The following is a 17644-nucleotide window of genomic DNA, read 5'->3' as shown; positions in this document are numbered from 1 at the left end:
CTCACGCCTTCGGTCGCTTGAGGTAGGCGACGAGCTGTTCGGGGTTCGGTCCGGGTACGACGGAGACGAGTTCCCAGCCGTCCTCACCCCAGTTGTCGAGGATCTGCTTGGTCGCGTGGACCAGCAGCGGAACGGTGGCGTATTCCCACTTCTGCATCGGTGGAGAGCTCCCTCGGTGACTTGGACACTTCGGGGCACAGCCTACGGTCCACCGCCCGTCCGGGCTGCGGGACGCTACTCGGACGCGGGCAACTGCTCGGACGCGGGCCGCTGCTCCGGTGCGGGCGGCAACTCGCCGCAGGGGCCGGAGTGGTCGTACGGCTGGGGGCAGCGCGAGCGGTCGGACAGCAGCAGGTCACAGAAGACCCGGTGCCGGTTGTTCTGGTCGTCGACGGTCGACACCTCGGTCTCACCGGCGTCCAGTTCGAGCAGGAAGTCCAGCGAGATCGCCACCCGCCCCGCCAGGGCGGTCGCGGCAGCCAGGTCGGTCACCCGGATGGGCAGGTGGATCACGTATCCGGGGCCATCCTCCTCCCGCCCGCCGGCCGGTTCGATGTTGGTGACCGGCCCGGTCGGACGCCGGTAGGACCGCTCGTTGATCGGCAGCCGGCCGGAGAAGGCGCCGCCGGCCGCCCGGGTGCCCCGCCGTGGCCCGGCCGGGAACTGGGCTCGTGGGGTGTTGTCCGTGTCGCGCATGCGCTGCCTCCCGGCGTAGTACCTGGTCACGACGTTGCCGCCGATCCGGGAACCTTGTGCACGGCCCGAAGCCGGGCGTGCCGGAGCGACGGTAGGACCGGCTGGCCGGTCCCATCAACAGGACGCGCGCACCCGATGGCATTCGGTCACATTTGCGACACCCGACCAGCGGAAAGCTGATCGCGGTGTCCGTCCGGGAGACACCGGGCTATCCGCGGCGGGGTCGAGGACCGTTACCCTTCCGGTCTGGACGGGCACCCCGCCCGGCCACCTCCCACGCCCACCGCCTTCGCGCGGTGCCACGCCGCACCCCGGGGGACCGATGACCCAGCCACCCGCCGGCGACCCGACCGGCCCCGCCCACCTCCCGCCGGCCGGCCGGTCGGCCCAGCCCTCCACGCCGGCCGCCCCGGCCGTCGACCACGATCCGTCGGTCCAAGCGCCGAACTCCGGCCACCCGCCGTACCCGCAGCAGGTTCCTCCGGGTCGGCGCGGAGCACTGCTGGCCTCGATCACGCTGGTCGCGGTGCTGCTGCTGTGCGCCGGTGGCGGCGTGGCCGCCTTCCTCACCCTGCGCAACACCGAGTCCGGCGAGGGCGCACCGGATCCGTCGGTGGCGGTCGACGACTTCCTCACCGCGATCTATCAGGATCGGGACGCCGTCAAGGCGGCCGAGATGGTCTGCACCGCCGCCCGCGACCAGGACAAGATCAGGGCGAAGGTCGCCGAGGTCGAGAAGTACGTCTCGACCTACCAGAGTCCCCGTTTCCGGTGGGACACCCCGACGGTCGACAACGAGACCGGCGACCGGGCGACCGTCACCACCACCGTGACGGTGACCACCGCCGACGAGAAGATCGCCGACCAGGACCTGCGCTTCACCGTGATCCGGAAAACCGGCTGGTGGGTCTGCGAGGTCGGCTGACCTCGTCGGATGGATAGGCTCGACGGGTGGGAGCAGCGCAGCGCCCGGCTGACCGGGCCGGCACCGATTGGCCCGCCCGCCTGCACGTGGTCACCGGCAAGGGGGGCACGGGCAAGACCAGCGTGGCCGCCGCCCTGGCCCTGGGTATGGCCGCCGGTGGCCGGCGCACGCTGCTGGTCGAGGCGGAGGGGCGGCAGGGCATCGCACAGCTCTTCGGCACCGAGCCGCTGCCGTACGCCGAACTGCACCTGGCCGACGCGCCGGGCGGTGGCGAGGTCTGCGCGCTCGCGGTGGACGCCGAGGAGGCGCTGCTCGAATACCTGGACATGTTCTACAAGCTGGGCGCAGCCGGCCGGGCGCTGCGCAAGTTCGGCGCGATCGACTTCGCCACCACCATCGCCCCGGGACTGCGTGACGTGCTGCTCACCGGCAAGGTCAAGGAGGCCACCACCCGCACCGTCGACCAACGCAGGGTGTACGACGCGGTGGTGCTGGATGCCCCGCCCACCGGCCGGATCGGGCGGTTCCTGAACGTCACCGCGGAGACGGCCCGGCTGGCCAAGATGGGCCCGATCAAGACCCAGAGTGAGGGGGTCTCGGCGCTGCTGCGCTCGCCGATGACCGCGGTGCACGTGGTGACCCTGTTGGAGGAGATGCCGGTGCAGGAGACCGCTGACGCGATCGCCGAACTGACCGCGCTGGGCTTCGGGGTGGGCCGGGTGATCGTCAACGGCACCCGGCCGCCCCTGCCGGCGGGCCGCCTGGTCACCGAGGTGGAGTTGGAGCGCGGGCTGCGTGCCGCCGGGCTGCCGGCCGACCAGCGGGTCGTGACCGGGCTGCACGAGGAGGCTCGCGACCTGGCCATCCGCCGGGAGCTGGAGGATTCGCTCCGTGCCGACCTGGTCGACCTGGACCTGCCCATGATCGAACTACCGCTGTTGCCCGACGGGGTCGACCGCGCCGGCCTCGATGTGCTCGCCGGCACGCTCGTCCGCGGCGATTGACTCACACCTGACCTCGGCCAGCCGCGCGGAGCCAGCTGGCCCGATACGCTCGATTGGTGCCTTCCGACTACGCCGCGCCGATGCTGGACGTCGACCAGATCCTGGCCGACCCGGGTGTCCGGATCGTGGTCTGCTGCGGGGCTGGCGGGGTGGGCAAGACGACCACGGCCGCAGCGCTCGCGCTGCGCGCGGCGGAGTGGCACGGTCGCCGTACGGTGGTGCTCACCATCGACCCGGCACGCCGGCTGGCCCAGTCGCTCGGTCTCACCGAGTTGGACAACACGCCTCGGCAGGTCAAGGGGATCGACGTCGAGCAGAGCGGCGGCGAGTTGCACGCCATGATGCTCGACATGAAGCGCACCTTCGACGACGTGGTGCTACAGCACACCGACCCGACGAAGGCCGCGGAGATTTTTGGGAACCCCTTCTACCAGGCGATGAGCTCGACCTTCGCCGGTACGCAGGAGTACATGGCGATGGAAAAGCTGGGCCAACTGCACGCGCGGGGCGAGTGGGACCTGATCGTGGTCGACACCCCGCCGTCGCGCTCGGCACTCGACTTCCTCGATGCGCCCGCCCGGCTGTCCCGTTTCCTCGACGGGCGGATGCTACGGCTGTTGCTCGCCCCGGCGCGGGCCGGCGGGCGCAGCATGTTCAGCCTGGTGACCGCCTCCTTCGGGATGTTCTCGCGGGTCGTGCAGAAGGTGATCGGCACACAGTTGCTGACCGACCTGTCCGGCTTCGTGGCCGCCCTCGACTCGATGTTCGGCGGGTTCCGGCAGCGGGCGGAACAGACGTACCGCATCCTGCAGGCGCGGGAGACGGCGTTCCTGCTGGTCGCGGCGCCGGAACCGGACGCGGTCCGGGAGGCCGCCTACTTCGCCGGCCGACTGCGGGAGGAGAGGATGCCACTCGCCGGCCTGGTACTCAACCGGGTGCACCGCGCGGCGGTGTCGGCGTTGGACGCGCTGGCCAGCCGCGCCGCCGCCGAGCGGCTGGCGTCGGCAGGCGGCCACGAGCGCACAGTGGAGGTGTTGCGGGCCCACGCCGCCCTGGCCGAGCAGGCGGTACGCGAGCAGCAGGTGGCCGCGCGGTTCACCGAGGCGTTCCCGCAGGTGCCGGCCGTTGCGGTGTTGGCGCAGCCCGCCGACGTGCACGACGTCGACGGGCTGCGGACGATCGGTGCGGCGCTGAGCCGCTCCTGACTCGGCCCGGTCAGCTGCCGGCGGCGGCCAGGATCTGGTCCTGGCCGGACTTGTCCTTGGCGTTCTTCTTCATCGCCGCCTCGAACATCTTCCGCCAGCTGGTGACCTGCGGGTGGCGGCGCAGCAGCGCGCGGCGTTCCCGTTCGGTCATGCCGCCCCACACGCCGAACTCGATCCGGTTGTCCAGCGCGTCGGCCAGGCACTCGTATCGGACTGGGCAGCTCCGGCAGATCCGCTTCGCCACGTTCTGTTCGGCGCCCTGTACGAACAACGCGTCCGGGTCCCCGTTCTGACACGCCGCCAGCGACGGCCAGTCAGTGATCATGCCCATCTGTACACGTCCCCCCTTGCAGTACTACCGACGCCGTCGCGGGCCAGCCGGCATTCCCCCGGTCGTCCGGCACGCCTTACCCCAAGACGGCACGGACGACATGGCACTGTCGCCGCCCCCATCATGCTCTGTAGTTGCACGATTACGCAACGTTGTCGGCTAAATCCATCATTTCGGACAGTCCCGGCTTCTCGGGCCAGGGACCGCCGCTTACCCCACCGGAGTCCGGGAAAACGCTGCGGGCTGCCTCCGCAAGGAGGAAACTCGGCTCGGATCCACGCAACCAGAAACCCGGTGCCACGCGTCTAGCACAACGAGAAGGGCGCGCGCAGGAAATGGGGAAAAGACGCCCCAGCGCCCCTCGTTACCTGTTCGCGTACCCTGTCGAGGTGACCTGGATGCGGAAACGTGACCACAACGTCCTGACCAACGCCGCATCGCTGCTCATCTGTGGGCTGCTGGCCGGCGTGGTGGTCGCCGCTGCGGCCTTCCCTGCGGTGGCGATGTCGGGACTGGCCGCCAAAGCCGGCGCGGAGACCTTCGGGGCGCTGCCCAAGGAGCTGACAGTGTCCCGCGCACCTCAGATCAGCTATCTGCTCGCGTCGGACGGCAAAACGCCACTGGCCACCATGTACGACGAGAACCGGCGGGACGTGACGTTCGACGACATCTCGGAGAACATGCGCAACGCCATCATCGCCGCCGAGGACCACCACTTCTACAAGCACAACGGTGTCGACCTCAACGGCGTGGCCAGGGCCTTCGTCAACAACAGCGCCGCCGGCAACGACCGGCAGGGCGCCTCGACGCTGACCATGCAGTACGTCCGGATGGGCATCGCCTACTCGGCGACCCACCCGGCCGACGTGCTCGCCGCGACCGAGGACACCAGCGCCCGGAAGCTGCGCGAGATGAACTACGCACTGCAGATCGAGAAAACGCTCAGCAAGGACCAGATCCTGGAGAGCTACCTTAATCTCGCCGCCTTCGGCAACGGCGCCTACGGCATCTACGCCGCCAGCCAGGTCTACTTCAACAAACCGCCGAAGGATCTGACGATCGACGAGTCCGCCCTGCTCGCCGGTCTGGTCAAGGCACCGACCTCGTTCGACCCGACCACCAAGACCGGCTACCAGCAGGCGGTCCCCCGACGGAACTACGTCATCGACCACATGGTCACGATCGGCGCGATCACCAAGGAGCAGGCCGAAAAGGCCAAGGCCGTCAAGCTCGTGGTCAAGGGCAAGCGGGCACCGAACGGCTGCGTCGCCGCCAACAAGAACGCCTGGGGCTTCTTCTGCGACTACTTCTACCGCTGGTGGATGTCGCAGGCGACGTTCGGCTCAACCTCGTACGACCGGGAGCGGCTGCTGAAGAGCGGCGGCTACACGATCACCACGACGCTGGACAAGCAGGCCCAGAACGGCGCCGACAAGGCCGTGCGGGCCGCGAAGTCGGTGAACGCCAAAGAGGCCGCGATGATCGCGGTCGTCGAGCCCGGTACCGGCAGGGTACGGGCTTTGTCAGTCAACCGGAACTTCAAGCTCGACAACCCGGACAAGCCCAAGAACAAGCCGCACAGCGACCCGGTCCAGCGGGACAAGGGCAAACGCGGCAACTATCCGAACACGGTCAACCCGCTGCTGACCGGCGGTGACGGAATCACCGGCTACCAGGCCGGCTCGGTCTTCAAGATGTACACGATCGTGGCCGCGCTGGAGAAGGGCATCCCGCTCAGCTACACCTTCAACGCGCCGCAGCAGTTCAGGTCCGAGTACATCATCGACCGGGGCAACCCCGCCGCCTGCGACGGCACCCACTTCTACTGTCCGACAAACTCGGGCCTCAAAGCGGGCGGCGTACAGAACATGTGGAGCGCCTTCTCCGCCTCAATCAACACGTTCTTCGTGCCACTGCAGCAGCAGGTCGGCGCGGAGAACGTGGTTGACGTGGCCAAGCGCCTCGGCATCCAGTTCCGGCAGAGCGAGGACGCGAAGTTCGCCAACAACAAGGAGGCCGCGCACCAGTGGGGCGCGTTCACCTTGGGCGTCTCGCAGGTCACCCCCCTGGAACTGGCCAACTCGTACGCCACCCTGGCCGCCGACGGCAAGTACTGTGAGCCGATCCCGGTGCAGGAGATCCGCGACCTGGACGGCAACAAGCTGGACGTGGCCAACCCGCGCTGCGAGAAGCGGTTCAGCACCGAGGTCGCCCGGGCGGCGGTGGACGCCGCCCGCTGCCCGGTCGGCGACAACTCCTCCACCAGCAAGTGCGGCGGCAGCCGCACCGCCGCCGAGGTGAAGTGGAACGTGGACAAGCCGGTGGCCGGCAAGTCCGGCACCACCGACTCGGAGAAGACGGCCTCGCTGGTCGCGATGACCAAGCAGTACGCGGTGGCCGGCATCATGGCCGATCCGGACTGGCCACAGACCAACGTCAAGATGAAGCACAAGACCAACGACGGCATCAATCCGCCGGTCTGGCAGACTTTGAAGGCCGCCATGAAGGGCAAAAAGTCGATCAATTTCGATGCGCCCGGCCAGAAGATCTCCCTGGGCGACCAGCGCAGCATTCCCGGCGTCCGATGCGTCTCCGTCGACCAGGCAAAGTCGCGCATCTCCGGCGCCGGTTTCGAGCCGATCGTCTCCAACAACCGGGTCACCTCGGACTGCCCGGCTGGTACCGCCGCCGGCACCAGCCCCGACGGTCGCACCATCAAGGGCGGTATCGTGACGATCCGGGTCAGCGCCGGCAACGGCAACAGGGACCGGCCGGACAACGGCCCGTCCTCCGGTCCGCCCAGCAGCCCCGGGCGGACGTCGGACGACCGGCCCGGCGGCTGATCGCCGCGAGTCCTCCGACCGACCAACGAAGGGGCGGGCACCCGATGGGGTGCCCGCCCCTTCGTGTCGCAGGGATGGTGTTCCGCGTCGGCGGCGAGCCGGGCCAGTCCGTCGGCGGGCAGCGGCCGCCAGACGTGCGGCCGGGGACCTCGTGTCGTCAGAGGCCGAGCTGGCGGCGCACCTCGGCAGCCACCCTGCCCCCCTCGGCCTGACCGGCCGCCGCCGCCTGGGCCGCCTTCATCGCCGGGCCCATCTGGGCCTTGCCGGTGAAACCGCCCGCGGCTAGCGCCCCCGCCACCAGCTCGGTCAACTCGGCGTCGGAGAGCTGCTTCGGCAGGTAGCGGTCCAGCACCTCACCCTCGGCAGTCTCCTTGGCGGCCTGCTCGGCGCGACCCGCGTCGGCGAACGCGGTGGCGGCCTCGCGTCGCTTCTTGGCCTCCTTGGTCAGCACGGTCAGCACCTCTTCGTCGCTGAGCTCGCGCTTTGCCTTGCCGGATACCTCCGCCGCGCCGATGGCGGCCAGGGCCATCCGCAGGGTGGAGGTGGTCAGCTCGTCGCGGGCCTTCAAAGCGGCGCGCATGTCGCCGGTGAGGCGGTCCTTCAGCGTGCTCATGGACGGTCAAACTACCCTGATCGGCATGCGAAAGCGCACACTATTCCGGCTCGCGACCGCAACCGCGGCGACGGGCGTCGCCGCCCTGGCGTACGCGTCGCTCATCGAGCGCAACATGTTCACCCTCCGCCGCTTCGACGTGCCGGTGCTCCCGACCGGCACCGAGCCGCTGCGCGTGCTGCACCTGTCGGACCTGCACATGACGCCCAACCAGGTACGCAAACAGCGGTGGGTCGCCTCGCTGGCCGCCCTCGACCCCGACCTGGTCGTGGTGACCGGGGACAACATGGCGCACCCGGGGGCGGTGCCGGGTGTGCTCCGGGCCCTCCAACCGCTGCTCGACCTCCCTGGCGCGTTCGTCTTCGGCTCCAACGACTACACCGGGCCGGTCTGGAAGAACCCGCTGAGCTACTTCCAAACCGAACGGGAGTACACCGAGGGCACCGAGCTGCCCGCCGAGGAGCTGCGTGACATTCTTACCGGAGCCGGCTGGGCCGACCTGAACAACCGGCGGGTCACTGTCAAGGCCGGCGGCCGGGCGATCGACATGGCCGGCGTCGACGACCCGCACGTCGAGCGGGACGACTACGCCTCGGTCACCGGCCCGATCTCGTCCGAGGCCGACCTCTCCGTCGCGCTCACCCACTCACCCGAACCGGCGCTGCTCGACGAGATGGCCGCCGACGACTTCGGCCTGCTGCTGGCCGGCCACACCCACGGCGGCCAGGTCTGCGTACCGTTGGTCGGGGCGCTGGTCACCAACTGTGGACTGCCGAGGTCCATGGCGAAGGGCCTGCACCGCTGGCCCGGCTCGGACTCCTGGCTACACGTATCCGCCGGGCTGGGCACCCACCCGACCGCCCCCGTCCGCTTCGCCTGCCCGCCGGAGGCCAGCCTGCTCACCCTGATCCCCCGCTGACCCTGTTGATCAACGGGTACCAAGTTTGACCGTCAGGACGGGTGGGCTACTATTTGTCGGCACGCCTCGGGGTGTGGCGCAGCTTGGTAGCGCGCTTCGTTCGGGACGAAGAGGTCGTCGGTTCGAATCCGGCCACCCCGACCAGAGGAAACGCCCTGACCAGCATTGATGCTGGTCAGGGCGTTCACGTTTGTCTATGGATTCTTGAATCGTCCCCCGGAAACCCCTCACTAACCCGGTCGGCAACCAGATTCGCCGTCGCATCGGCCGTGGGGCATCGGACCCGCCAGTTCGTCCCTATGTGGTCCGCTTAGACGGCCGGTCGCGGCGGTCGGGGTGACCCGTTGCCCGATCGGCGCTGAACCGTTCGAGGATGTCGGAGACGTCCGGTGCGAGGACAGGCTTGGCGACGTAGTACGTGTTGGTGACCTCCTCGTTGGCGTGCCCGAGTTGGGCTGCGGCGCTCTTCGTGTCGGCCTCCTTGTCGATGAGCGTGGCCACGGTCTTGCGGAACGTGTGCGGAGTCACCCATTCGAGGCCGGTGTCGGCGCGGGCTTGTCGCCACTGGCGGCGCACGTTTTGGGGGGACAGCCAGGTGCCGCGCCGGGAGGCAAAGATCGCATCGTGCGGGTTGTCGGCGGCGTTGAGCTTACGGGCCATCAGCATCCCGACTGCGAACCGAGGCAGGACGACCGTTCGGAAACCGGCGTCGGACTTCGTCCACTCCTGTCGGAAGAAGCCCTTGCCCTTGAGGTAGACGATCGTGCCGCAGATGGTCAGGGTCGGGTGTTCGGCGGCAAGGTCCAGGTCTTCCCAGCGCAGGGCGAGGATTTCGCCAATGCGGGCGCCGGTGGCGAGCATCAGGTCGACGATGTCGGCTAGGTCTCCGGAGTGCCGAGGTCCGGGCTTGCCGGGAATCGGTTGCTGCCAGTCGCGGATCGCCGACCGGACGGCCTGAAGGTGCTCGTCGCTTAGGGCGACGACCTTGCGGCGCGGTTTGCGTAGCCGCCCCGTGTCGCGCACGGGGTTGGCCGTCAGCGCGCCTCGGCGTACGGCCAGGGCAAACATCTGGCCGAGGACAACTTTCGCGCCCTTGGCCGCCGACGGGTGTTCCTTGGCGACATCCCGCAGGAACTTGTCGAGCCGCCCGACGCTGGCCTCACGGACTCGCAGGCCGCCGAGTGCAGGCACGATCCGCGTGCGCAGGCTGGTCTGGTATCGGTGAATGGTCTGTAGCGCGAGCCGTTCCTCAGCGAGGATCTCTTCGACCCAGAGTTCGGCGAGTCTGCTGATGTGGGTATCCCTGGTGATCTCGTCGTCGTTCGGTGCAGTGCGGTCACGGAGTTTGACCTTCAGCGCTCGGATGGCGGCCGGGCCGGTGGTGTCGGTGGCCTCGACGTCGCGGGTTTTGCCGTCGTAGTCGCGGAATCGGGCTCGGGCGCAGTACCGGTTGGGCCGAGCTTCTCGGTGCGGATGTTGCCCCAGGTTCCGATGGGTAGTGGAGGTCGGGCCATGGCTCAGCGCTCCGGGTCGGTGTGGGCGTCGAGCCAGCGTTCGACCTCGCTGCGCCGGTAGCGCAGGGTGTTGCCGACGCGGATGGCGCGCGGTCCCTTGCCCCGGCTGTGCCAGGCGTAGAGGGTGTTCTCCGGCTTACCCAGCCAGGCCGCGACATCATCGATGGTCAGGAGTGGGTCGGGCCGCCACTCGGCGGTAGTCGGGATGCTCATCGCCGGCCTGCCGTAGTGGACGAACCGTCCTGCGGGTGGGGCTTGGCGGGGGCGGTGGGCCGCCGGGCGGCGGTGGTGTCGGGCCGTACGTCCCCCAGGATGGGGTGTGAGGAGGGCGGGCATGAATCGGGTGTCCTCTCAACGTCCCGGTCGGGCTCGGACCGGGTGCCGGTGGCGCTGCCGCTGGGACTGGCATTCACGGCGTGCGCGTGTGGACGTCGATCCACGCGGGCCGGGGTGAAGACATCAAGCCTGCGGCCGGTGTGCGCAGTGGCCGGGGCGAATCCGCTCGCTGCCGAGTCACGCCGGGCGTCCTGCGAAGTCGAGGCTTTGAAGATCACCACGTCTTCGTGCTGGACGAGCCATTGCGGGTCGCCGGTGGCGATGGCGTCTCGGGTGTTCTTCTGCTGGAAGAACGAGGCGCGGGGGATGATCAGGCCGTTGCGGACGCCGCAGATGAGGGCGATGCATTCCTCGACCAGTTCGAGGCCGGCGTTGATGCCAGCGGCGGCGACCATGCCGGGGATGTCGATGAGTTCGCCGTGTCGGCGGTAGGGCCGGGCGGTGACGACGACGTGTCCGCCGGGCCGCAGGAGCTGGACGCAGCCGGCGAGGATCGCGGTGAACCCGTCGGCCAACTCATTGTGGCTGCGGTAGGCGAGGTTGTCGCCGCTGCCGTACTTGTGGTGGATTTTGCGGACCTTGCCGCGTCTCGGGCCGGGGGTGCGGACGTGCCCGTGGGTGGATGGCCCGTACGGCGGCGAGGTCATGACCAGCGAGACCCGCCCGTGCAGAGCCGCCGGCAGCAGCGTCGGCAGCGTGGTCGAGTCGCCGTGGTAGATCTCGCCCCGGCCCGGTGCCCCTGCCTGGACGGTGTGGCGGATGTTGTCGGCCGCTTTGGTGACCCATTCGGCTTCGTACTCGATCCCGACGCCGTGCCGGCCGAGGTGCATGGACTCGATGACGGTGGTGCCGATGCCGGCCATGGGGTCGAGGACCACGTCACCCGGGTTGGTGTAGGTGCGGATGGCGTACCGGGGGATGGTCGGCAGCATCTTGCCGGGGTGGGTCAACGACTCCGGGGTGTACCGGCCGCGCCGCAGGTCACGCGACGCGGTTTCACCGGTGAGCCAGACCGAACCGAGGTAGCCCTCGGCGAGCAGTGCCGCCAGGTCGGACGTGCTGGGGCAGGGCGGTTCGGAGTCGTGGGGGTCGCCGGGGTGAAACGGCGGACGGGGCTCAGGCACGGGCGTTCTCCTCACCGGTGGCGGTGGCGGTGGTCCTGAGCACGACCAGATCCCGGAACGTCGGAAGGTGACGGCCAGCGAGCAGACGCCGCCCGTCGTCGGCCTCGTCGGGGTGTTCCGGGGCGGTGCGCGGCTCGTGCTCGGGCAGCGGGACGAGGACGGCGGGGATGTGCTGGTGGTAGAAGAGCCCGGCGGCGCGGGCGGCGGCAATGACCGTGGCGCGGTGGCTGAGCTCGCCCGGCTGAGGCTGCGAGGCGGTGAGTCCGACAAGCACGAACCCGCCGGAGCGTAGCAGAGGCCGCCAGGTGCTCATTGCTGTGGCGATGCCGTCTCGGGCGAGGGCCTGTGCGCCCTGCGGCAGGGTCGCCAGGATGAGGTCGACACGTGGGCCGGGGCGTCGCATGGCGTGGCGCGTCCGGCGTTCGGGGGCCGACGTTAGGAGCCGCACGTGTAGACCGTGGCGACCTGTGAACAGTCGGGCCGGTACCCGGTTCAGGTAGGCGGTCGCGGCGATGGCGGCGGGGTGCGCTTCGAGGTCGAGCACCACGTCACCGACGTGGGTGTAGCGGCGGATGAGGTAGGCGAGGTGGCTCGGGGGTAGTCCGTACCAGTCCGGCATTCCCGGACGGGGCGTGCGAGGGACGCGGGTGCGGGGCAGAAGCAGCCCGACCGGTGCCGGCTGAGGCCGGTCACCGGGGGCGGTGGAGCTGGGCTTCGGCATGGGCGTGTGGGCCACGTCCGCCGACAAGCGCTGACACTAGGGGATTACAAATCCGAGCCCCGGATTGGAAACCGCGCCCGCTGCCGAGCCGGGTACCTCGCGCGCCGCCGCCCGGTTGAACAACCTCCTCAACGGGTCGAACCGCAGGTCAGAGCCGTTGATACACCTTCGGGGTGATGGCTGACCTCGAACCGACCCGCTGTGTCAGAGAACGCACCTGATCCCACCGTTACAACTAAAGTATTTGCACGTCGCGGGGGCAGGGCCGTATCGCAACAGGCGGGCGGGCGACCAGGCCGAACGCCGCACCCCGCGACTACCGCCGGCACGGCACCACACTGTTCGCGGCCTTGGAGGTCGCAACCGGGAAGATCACCGCAGATGCCTGCTACGAGCGACACCGCAACTCCGAGTTGTGAAGGCATGAGCGGGGAGGCTGGATTCCGGGGAATCAGGAGCGACCCCTGGCTTCAGTCGGCCGCCTCGACCTCGTCGTCGCGCGGCGAAATTCGATCCCACGACCTTGATGTCCTCGGGCTTGATCACCAGGGGCACCCCCGAGCTTTCGAGCGCGTCCACGATTTGCTCCACGAGGCGGTCCTCCTCGGCCCACCGGCGATCGCGCTCTTCGCCTTCCAACAGCCGGACGGCTCAGTGGTCCCGGGCAGGTCGACGTCAACGAACCCGTGCCAGCCGACTGTCGAGCCGTTCGCGCAGGTCCCTCCTCGCGTTGGCACGTTTGCCGGAGCCGCCTCCCGAACTGCCCCTCACGTAGAGACTCCTGGCGATACCATATGCCCGCAGGACGCGTTGACCCGTTGCTGGTGAGAAGCCGCACAAAGATAGACCGTAGTCGGTCTTGTGGCGATGGCTCGATAGATTACACGGTCGGGCTATCACACAAACGCACGGGGAGGATCACAGAGTGTCACATTCGCTGATGAAGCGGTCCCTTGGAACCGTCGCTGCCGTGGCCACAGGATTGCTACTATTGGCTTCTCCGGCTCAAGCCGCACCTCAAACCGAGGCGGCCGGCGGCGAGCAGGTGAAACCGAAGGTTAGTGCCGCCGAGATCGAGGCGAACAATGCTGCCGTGTGGGCGTCGCTGCCGCCGAACGTGACCATGACGGTTACCGGGAAGAGGCCCAAGCTTCAGGGCCCGATCGACCACTACACTCAGAACGGTCCTACGGTCACGACGGGAGTGACTCCTTTCGCGGTGGACGCAATTCCCTTCTCCTACACCTTCAGTGGCGTGTGGAGCATGGACGGCCGAGACTTCCGATCCACGCGGACGAGTTTCTGTAAGGACATCGAAGCCACGTGGGATTACCCCGAGGAGTCGTGGCATGAGTTCAAGGTTGCCCTTTCAGCGGGCGGGACTATCACCGTTCCTACTGACGGCGTAATGCGTACCTGGTGCTGGTCGAACGTTCCGACGAACACAACTATGCACTTTCGCTATTTCTCTACGAATAACTCCGGCGGTGACATCGCAAAGGCTTCGGGCAGCGGCTCGGTCCACTACTGACCTGCAGACCTGTTGAGGATGCGCGGAGGCGAGTCGCCTCCGCGCATCCTTTGCGTCGGCGGGTCGTCGTCAGGGGGCGGATGGCGTCATGATCCACAATCTAGTCAGGTTGGCAAGGTCGGCTGTCGGCGTAAGCTCCACCGTGGTCGCGCCTGCGGCCTTGTCCGTAGCCGCTCGCCCGATCGTGACAGCGCCAACCTGATTGCTCCGCTGGGACGGATCTGGCATCAAGACACGGTTGGTCTGGTAAACCTCACCGTCTGCGGGAACGCCTTCCATGACTAGCTTTCCACCGGTGCCGCGTACGGAACCCGCAACATTACTAATATTCGTGTACACCTCGCCGGCGAATCCGGTGCTGGTAATGAGGTCGACAGTGGCTTCGCCGCGGACGGTATCGACTGCCGTTACGCGTCCGACCAAGCCTTCGGCGACGACGGCTAGTTGCCCCTGCCGGACTCCCTGGTCCTTCGGGAACGCGACGATTATCTGTTGGCCGGTCCTGCTGACTACCTCAGCGGGTACGGCCCGCGCGTCGCCGTCTACACCGCCCTCACCAGGTACCTCGAACACCTTCGAGGCGCTGGCGAACGGTCGCTTCGGCTTGATGAACCCCGCGATCGTCGTCGTCTGCGCGGTCGCAGCGATCGGCAATCGTATTACAACAAGGCGACTGGTAGCTCCGTCCGGTTCTTGCACGATTTCATTATCGACCGCGGTACTCGACACCCGCACCGCTGTCACGCCCGGCATGGCGATAGCGATGGCATAGGTCCCCCAGGAGTCATTACTAACCATGCCGGCGGGTCCGGACAACCGTGGACTGACCAGACTAATCACCTGAGTCTCCACCGGGTCGGGCGCCGGCCGATCAACCCGCATCCGCAAGGCGTCCGCCGCACCGGAATCACCGGTGAAGAACGCCAACCGCGCGTCGCCCTGCTTGTCGTATCCCTGCAAGACGACCACCGTCGAGCGCAGGCGTGGATGGCGCGTCGCGACAAGGGCCCGCACATCAGTGTGCGGGCCTGCCGAGTTGGTACGGTCCCAGACGCTGGTGGCCTCACGTACCAGGCCAGCGTCCACGTCTCCCACCGGGGACCAGCCCAGAAACGGGCCATCCGGCGGCGGTGCAGCGAGTTGCGGTGTGGACCCGAATCCGACAACCCGAAACATCGTGACCAGCACCACCAAACACAGTGCAGCTGCGGCTCCAGCGGCGATACGCCGCCGCCCGCGACGCCGGTCTGCCCGCCGCATAATCTTGTCTTCATAGCCCTCGGCCGGTACCACCGACTCGGCCAGGTCCGCCAGGCCGTCACGCAACTCGGTCGTGTTATGCATAGCGCACCTCTTGATCAGCAACAGCATCGGCCTCAACCCACTGCTTACGCAGAGTCTGCAGACCCCTTGATGAAAGACTCTTGACCGTGCCAACCGAACAACCCAGTACGTGCGCCGTGTCCTGCTCGGACAGGTCCTCGTAGAAGCGCAGTACGACGGCGGCACGCTGTCGTGCTGGCAGCCCGTCCAACGCCCGGCGGAGCAAGTCCCGCTGTTCCACCCCCACGTACTCGTCGCGTGTCTGAGTCTCCACCAGCCGACCCAAGGGCTGTTCCCACCAGGATCGGCGCCGTCTCCAGGTCACGAAGGTGTTGACTAGAATGCGCCGAACGTAGTGATCGACGCCTTCTGAGTGTTGCAGCCGAGACCACGCCACAACCGTCTTGGCCAACGTCGTCTGGACCAGATCCTCGGCTTTCCCGCGGTCTCCGCACAGCAGGAAGGCGGTCCGGAGCAGCGATCCGTAACGCGCCCGCACAAAGGCTGTCACCTCCTTATCCTCGCGATCATGCATCAGCCACCCACGCCCTCAGGTTGAATCTCACGGCCACTACTTACGCTCTCGACCCCAGCAAACGTTGCCGTGACTCCGGATCTTCTCGACGATCGATTATCTCGACCCGCAGGTCGGTGAGGGTGACGACCAGCCCGGTTTCCTCGGTCAGCTCCCGGGCCGCCGCGCCGGCCGCGATCTCGCCCGGCTCGATGTAGCCGCCGGGCAGCGCCCACCCCGCCGCCGTCGCGGCGCTCGATCATGACGATCCACCGGCCGGCGGTGGTGTCGGTGGCCGTCACAGCGCGGCGTCGGCGCACTGCGCCTCGCCCCTGTGTCCGAGGCGGTTGCGGCCGTAGTGGACGTGGGTGCGCTCGCCCAGGTTGACCGGCCGGCCGTTGACGACCCTCTCCCGCTGGAAGCGAGTTCGTCTGCGGGCCGCCGCATGCTCCTGCGGACCGCGGTGCTGGTACAGGAGCGGCGGCCGGAAGGGGGTCGAGCATCCCGGCCGACGTTCCGGATCTGGTCGCCGGGCGTACGGCGAGGAGGACGTTGCCCCACCCACTGGAGGCAGTTGGCAGCTGAGGCCCGTAGGCAGTGGGTTGCAAGCGATGGGCAACGGCAGGAGGTGGCTGCCGACGTCACGCGAGCCGCGCGGATTGCCGACGCGATCGGTGACTGGTCGAACAAGATCCGCGCTGGCTTGAACAAGATCGTCATCTGCTTGAACACGAGGCGGCTACCCGCCTCGCGACCTTGAACACGATCGCGACGGCGCGTGAGCGAGCCCGGCGAGTGCCGCCCGTGGCCGTCCCGCTTCGCCTCGTGGGCGCGCGTGTTCAAGGGTGCCGTCTCGACGCGGCTGCGGCCGGCGCGCGGTCACTTGAACAGCCTGACCACGGATTGCACACCCCGGCCCGGGGTGCCCGCCGACTGACGTCGAGACGCATTGACCGGGACCAGCTACGGCTGGGTTGAACATCTGTCGAGACACCTTGAACAAGATCAACAGTGTTCATGATCTGTTCAAAGGCCCTGGTGGCGTGGTGGCACAGCACCGACCGGCAGTCCCGCCGGACGGCACACGGTCATCACGAGGGAGCACCACCATGGACCGTCGTACCCCCACCGCCGAGCCGGCTGTCTCCCGGCGCGGCGAGACGTTGCTCAATGACATCGAGTACCGGTTCCGGCTGATGGGGCAGGGACCGAGCCCGCTGTCGGTGGACGGCCGCAGCCTCGGCCACGGCCTGCCCCGCCGGGCCATCGCCCTGCCCGAGCTGTCGGCGATCCTCATGCACCCGTCCTGCGGCTACGCCGCCCGGGACGCGGCATGGCGGCTGCTGGTGCAGCGCGCCCGGACCGGTGACCCGGCGTGGCGTGCCGGTGCGGTCGGTGTCGCGTTGCCGGGCTTGCGGTTCAAGGCGTACCTGCTGGCGAAGCTGTTCACCGGCGATGTGCAGGCCGCCATCGTTGAGCACTTCCTTCGCGCTCTCGGCACGGTCGACCTGGACAGGCCGGGCGTGGTCGGGAATCTAATGTCCGCCGCGTTCTCCAAGGCCCGCGCCGAGCTGCGGGATCTGGAACCGGCGCCGTCCGGGGTGCCGAACCACGCGCCGGGGGCGGTGGTGCCGCCGGCCCCGTACGGCCACCCGGATCTCGTCCTCGCCCGCGCGGTCAACGCCGAGGTCATCACCGTCCAGGAGGCCGAGCTGATCGGCGCGACCTACCTGGAAGAGGTCAGCCTCACCGCCTACGCCGAACGCACCGGCCAGCCCCGCTGGAACCTCTACAAGCGACGCACCGCCGCCGTCGCCCGGCTCAAGGCCGCGATCGATTCCGGCGAGCTGCCCGACCCGTACGCCGACGTGATCAACGAGGCCACCTCGACCCTGGTCCTCGACACGCCCACCACCCGGAAACGTCCGTAAGAAAGCCGTCCTGAGCTGCGGGTTTCCAATCCGAGGCTCGAATTTGTAATCCCCTAGGCCGTGTCTCCTGGATCATGGTTTGGGGCGGTCCGGTTTCGCGCGTAGCCAGATGAG

The 17644-nt window shown here is 68.4% G+C and carries 17 protein-coding genes, 1 tRNA gene and 1 pseudogene; 8 read left to right on the top strand and 11 right to left on the bottom strand.

The window, feature by feature from the left end; genetic code table 11:
• Position 1: 1 nt before the first annotated feature.
• The gene (locus ACFHWY_RS00095) at positions 2-157 is read right to left on the bottom strand and encodes a DUF4177 domain-containing protein (protein ID WP_013736319.1); all 156 of its coding nucleotides are present in this window, start codon (positions 155-157) and stop codon (positions 2-4) included.
• 77 nt (positions 158-234) lie between these two features.
• Positions 235-696 (bottom strand): hypothetical protein, encoded by a 462-nt coding sequence (locus tag ACFHWY_RS00090; protein WP_416577997.1) that lies wholly within the window; start codon positions 694-696, stop codon positions 235-237.
• A 322-nt stretch (positions 697-1018) separates the two neighbouring features.
• Between ACFHWY_RS00090 and ACFHWY_RS00085 the strand changes: the two genes are divergently transcribed.
• Genes ACFHWY_RS00085 through ACFHWY_RS00075 form a run of 3 tightly spaced genes read left to right on the top strand, consistent with a single transcriptional unit; the run spans position 1019 to position 3830 of the window.
• Positions 1019-1621 carry a hypothetical protein gene (locus ACFHWY_RS00085; RefSeq protein WP_416577996.1) on the top strand — a complete coding sequence of 201 codons (603 nt, stop codon included), beginning with the start codon at positions 1019-1021 and terminating at the stop codon, positions 1619-1621.
• Positions 1622-1647: 26 nt separating this feature from the next.
• Positions 1648-2625 carry an ArsA-related P-loop ATPase gene (locus tag ACFHWY_RS00080; protein ID WP_416577995.1) on the top strand — a complete coding sequence of 326 codons (978 nt, stop codon included), beginning with the start codon at positions 1648-1650 and terminating at the stop codon, positions 2623-2625.
• A gap of 53 nt (positions 2626-2678) precedes the next feature.
• A complete protein-coding gene (locus ACFHWY_RS00075) occupies positions 2679-3830 on the top strand; it encodes an ArsA family ATPase (protein ID WP_416577994.1) in 1152 nt (383 codons plus the stop codon).
• A gap of 10 nt (positions 3831-3840) precedes the next feature.
• Here ACFHWY_RS00075 and ACFHWY_RS00070 read toward each other — a convergent pair whose 3' ends face one another.
• Positions 3841-4161: a WhiB family transcriptional regulator gene (locus ACFHWY_RS00070; protein WP_416577993.1), complete on the bottom strand. Its 321-nt coding sequence runs from the start codon at positions 4159-4161 to the stop codon at positions 3841-3843.
• Between the two features lie 398 nt (positions 4162-4559).
• Here ACFHWY_RS00070 and ACFHWY_RS00065 point away from each other — a divergent pair, with 398 nt between their 5' ends.
• On the top strand, positions 4560-7004 hold the full coding sequence (locus ACFHWY_RS00065) for a penicillin-binding protein (protein ID WP_416577992.1): 2445 nt from the start codon (positions 4560-4562) through the stop codon (positions 7002-7004).
• Positions 7005-7161: 157 nt separating this feature from the next.
• Here ACFHWY_RS00065 and ACFHWY_RS00060 read toward each other — a convergent pair whose 3' ends face one another.
• Entirely contained in the window at positions 7162-7617 is a 456-nt protein-coding gene (locus tag ACFHWY_RS00060; RefSeq protein ID WP_416577991.1) for a GatB/YqeY domain-containing protein, read from the bottom strand.
• 25 nt (positions 7618-7642) lie between these two features.
• Here ACFHWY_RS00060 and ACFHWY_RS00055 point away from each other — a divergent pair, with 25 nt between their 5' ends.
• Positions 7643-8536 carry a metallophosphoesterase gene (locus ACFHWY_RS00055; RefSeq protein ID WP_416577990.1) on the top strand — a complete coding sequence of 298 codons (894 nt, stop codon included), beginning with the start codon at positions 7643-7645 and terminating at the stop codon, positions 8534-8536.
• Between the two features lie 67 nt (positions 8537-8603).
• Positions 8604-8680, top strand: a tRNA-Pro gene (locus ACFHWY_RS00050).
• Between the two features lie 153 nt (positions 8681-8833).
• On the opposite strand, the pseudogene ACFHWY_RS00045 reads toward ACFHWY_RS00050, so the two are convergent.
• From ACFHWY_RS00045 to ACFHWY_RS00030, 4 genes and pseudogenes are all read right to left on the bottom strand, one after another.
• Positions 8834-10050, bottom strand: a pseudogene (locus tag ACFHWY_RS00045) (tyrosine-type recombinase/integrase).
• A 3-nt stretch (positions 10051-10053) separates the two neighbouring features.
• Positions 10054-10263, bottom strand: a complete 210-nt coding sequence (locus ACFHWY_RS00040) for a helix-turn-helix transcriptional regulator (RefSeq protein WP_416577989.1) — start codon at positions 10261-10263, stop codon at positions 10054-10056.
• Positions 10260-11435 (bottom strand): TRM11 family SAM-dependent methyltransferase, encoded by a 1176-nt coding sequence (locus ACFHWY_RS00035; protein ID WP_416578634.1) that lies wholly within the window; start codon positions 11433-11435, stop codon positions 10260-10262. The genes ACFHWY_RS00040 and ACFHWY_RS00035 overlap by 4 nt, the downstream gene beginning before the upstream one ends.
• Positions 11436-11502: 67 nt before the next feature.
• Positions 11503-12231, bottom strand: coding sequence for a hypothetical protein (locus ACFHWY_RS00030; RefSeq protein WP_416578633.1), 729 nt, complete (start codon positions 12229-12231; stop codon positions 11503-11505).
• A gap of 925 nt (positions 12232-13156) precedes the next feature.
• Here ACFHWY_RS00030 and ACFHWY_RS00025 point away from each other — a divergent pair.
• Positions 13157-13762, top strand: a complete 606-nt coding sequence (locus tag ACFHWY_RS00025; RefSeq protein WP_416577988.1) for a hypothetical protein — start codon at positions 13157-13159, stop codon at positions 13760-13762.
• Positions 13763-13831: 69 nt separating this feature from the next.
• On the opposite strand, the gene ACFHWY_RS00020 is transcribed toward ACFHWY_RS00025, so the two are convergent.
• The 3 genes from ACFHWY_RS00020 to ACFHWY_RS00010 are packed head-to-tail and all read right to left on the bottom strand — an operon-like array spanning position 13832 to position 15798.
• Complete coding sequence (locus tag ACFHWY_RS00020) at positions 13832-15106, bottom strand: rod shape-determining protein MreC (RefSeq protein ID WP_416577987.1); 1275 nt, start codon at positions 15104-15106, stop codon at positions 13832-13834.
• On the bottom strand, positions 15099-15620 hold the full coding sequence (locus tag ACFHWY_RS00015; protein WP_416577986.1) for a SigE family RNA polymerase sigma factor: 522 nt from the start codon (positions 15618-15620) through the stop codon (positions 15099-15101). Before ACFHWY_RS00015 ends, ACFHWY_RS00020 begins: the two co-directional genes overlap by 8 nt.
• Before the next feature lie 40 nt (positions 15621-15660).
• Positions 15661-15798 (bottom strand): hypothetical protein, encoded by a 138-nt coding sequence (locus ACFHWY_RS00010; protein WP_416578632.1) that lies wholly within the window; start codon positions 15796-15798, stop codon positions 15661-15663.
• A gap of 910 nt (positions 15799-16708) precedes the next feature.
• On the opposite strand from ACFHWY_RS00010, the gene ACFHWY_RS00005 reads away from it, so the two are divergent.
• Complete coding sequence (locus ACFHWY_RS00005) at positions 16709-17530, top strand: hypothetical protein (protein WP_416577985.1); 822 nt, start codon at positions 16709-16711, stop codon at positions 17528-17530.
• Positions 17531-17644: the final 114 nt, after the last annotated feature.

Source organism: Micromonospora sp. LOL_024, from assembly GCF_048060415.1.
GTDB lineage: Bacteria > Actinomycetota > Actinomycetes > Mycobacteriales > Micromonosporaceae > Micromonospora.
The sequence above is the reverse complement of the archived record's forward strand: the minus strand, read 5'-3'. Positions and strand labels throughout refer to the sequence as shown.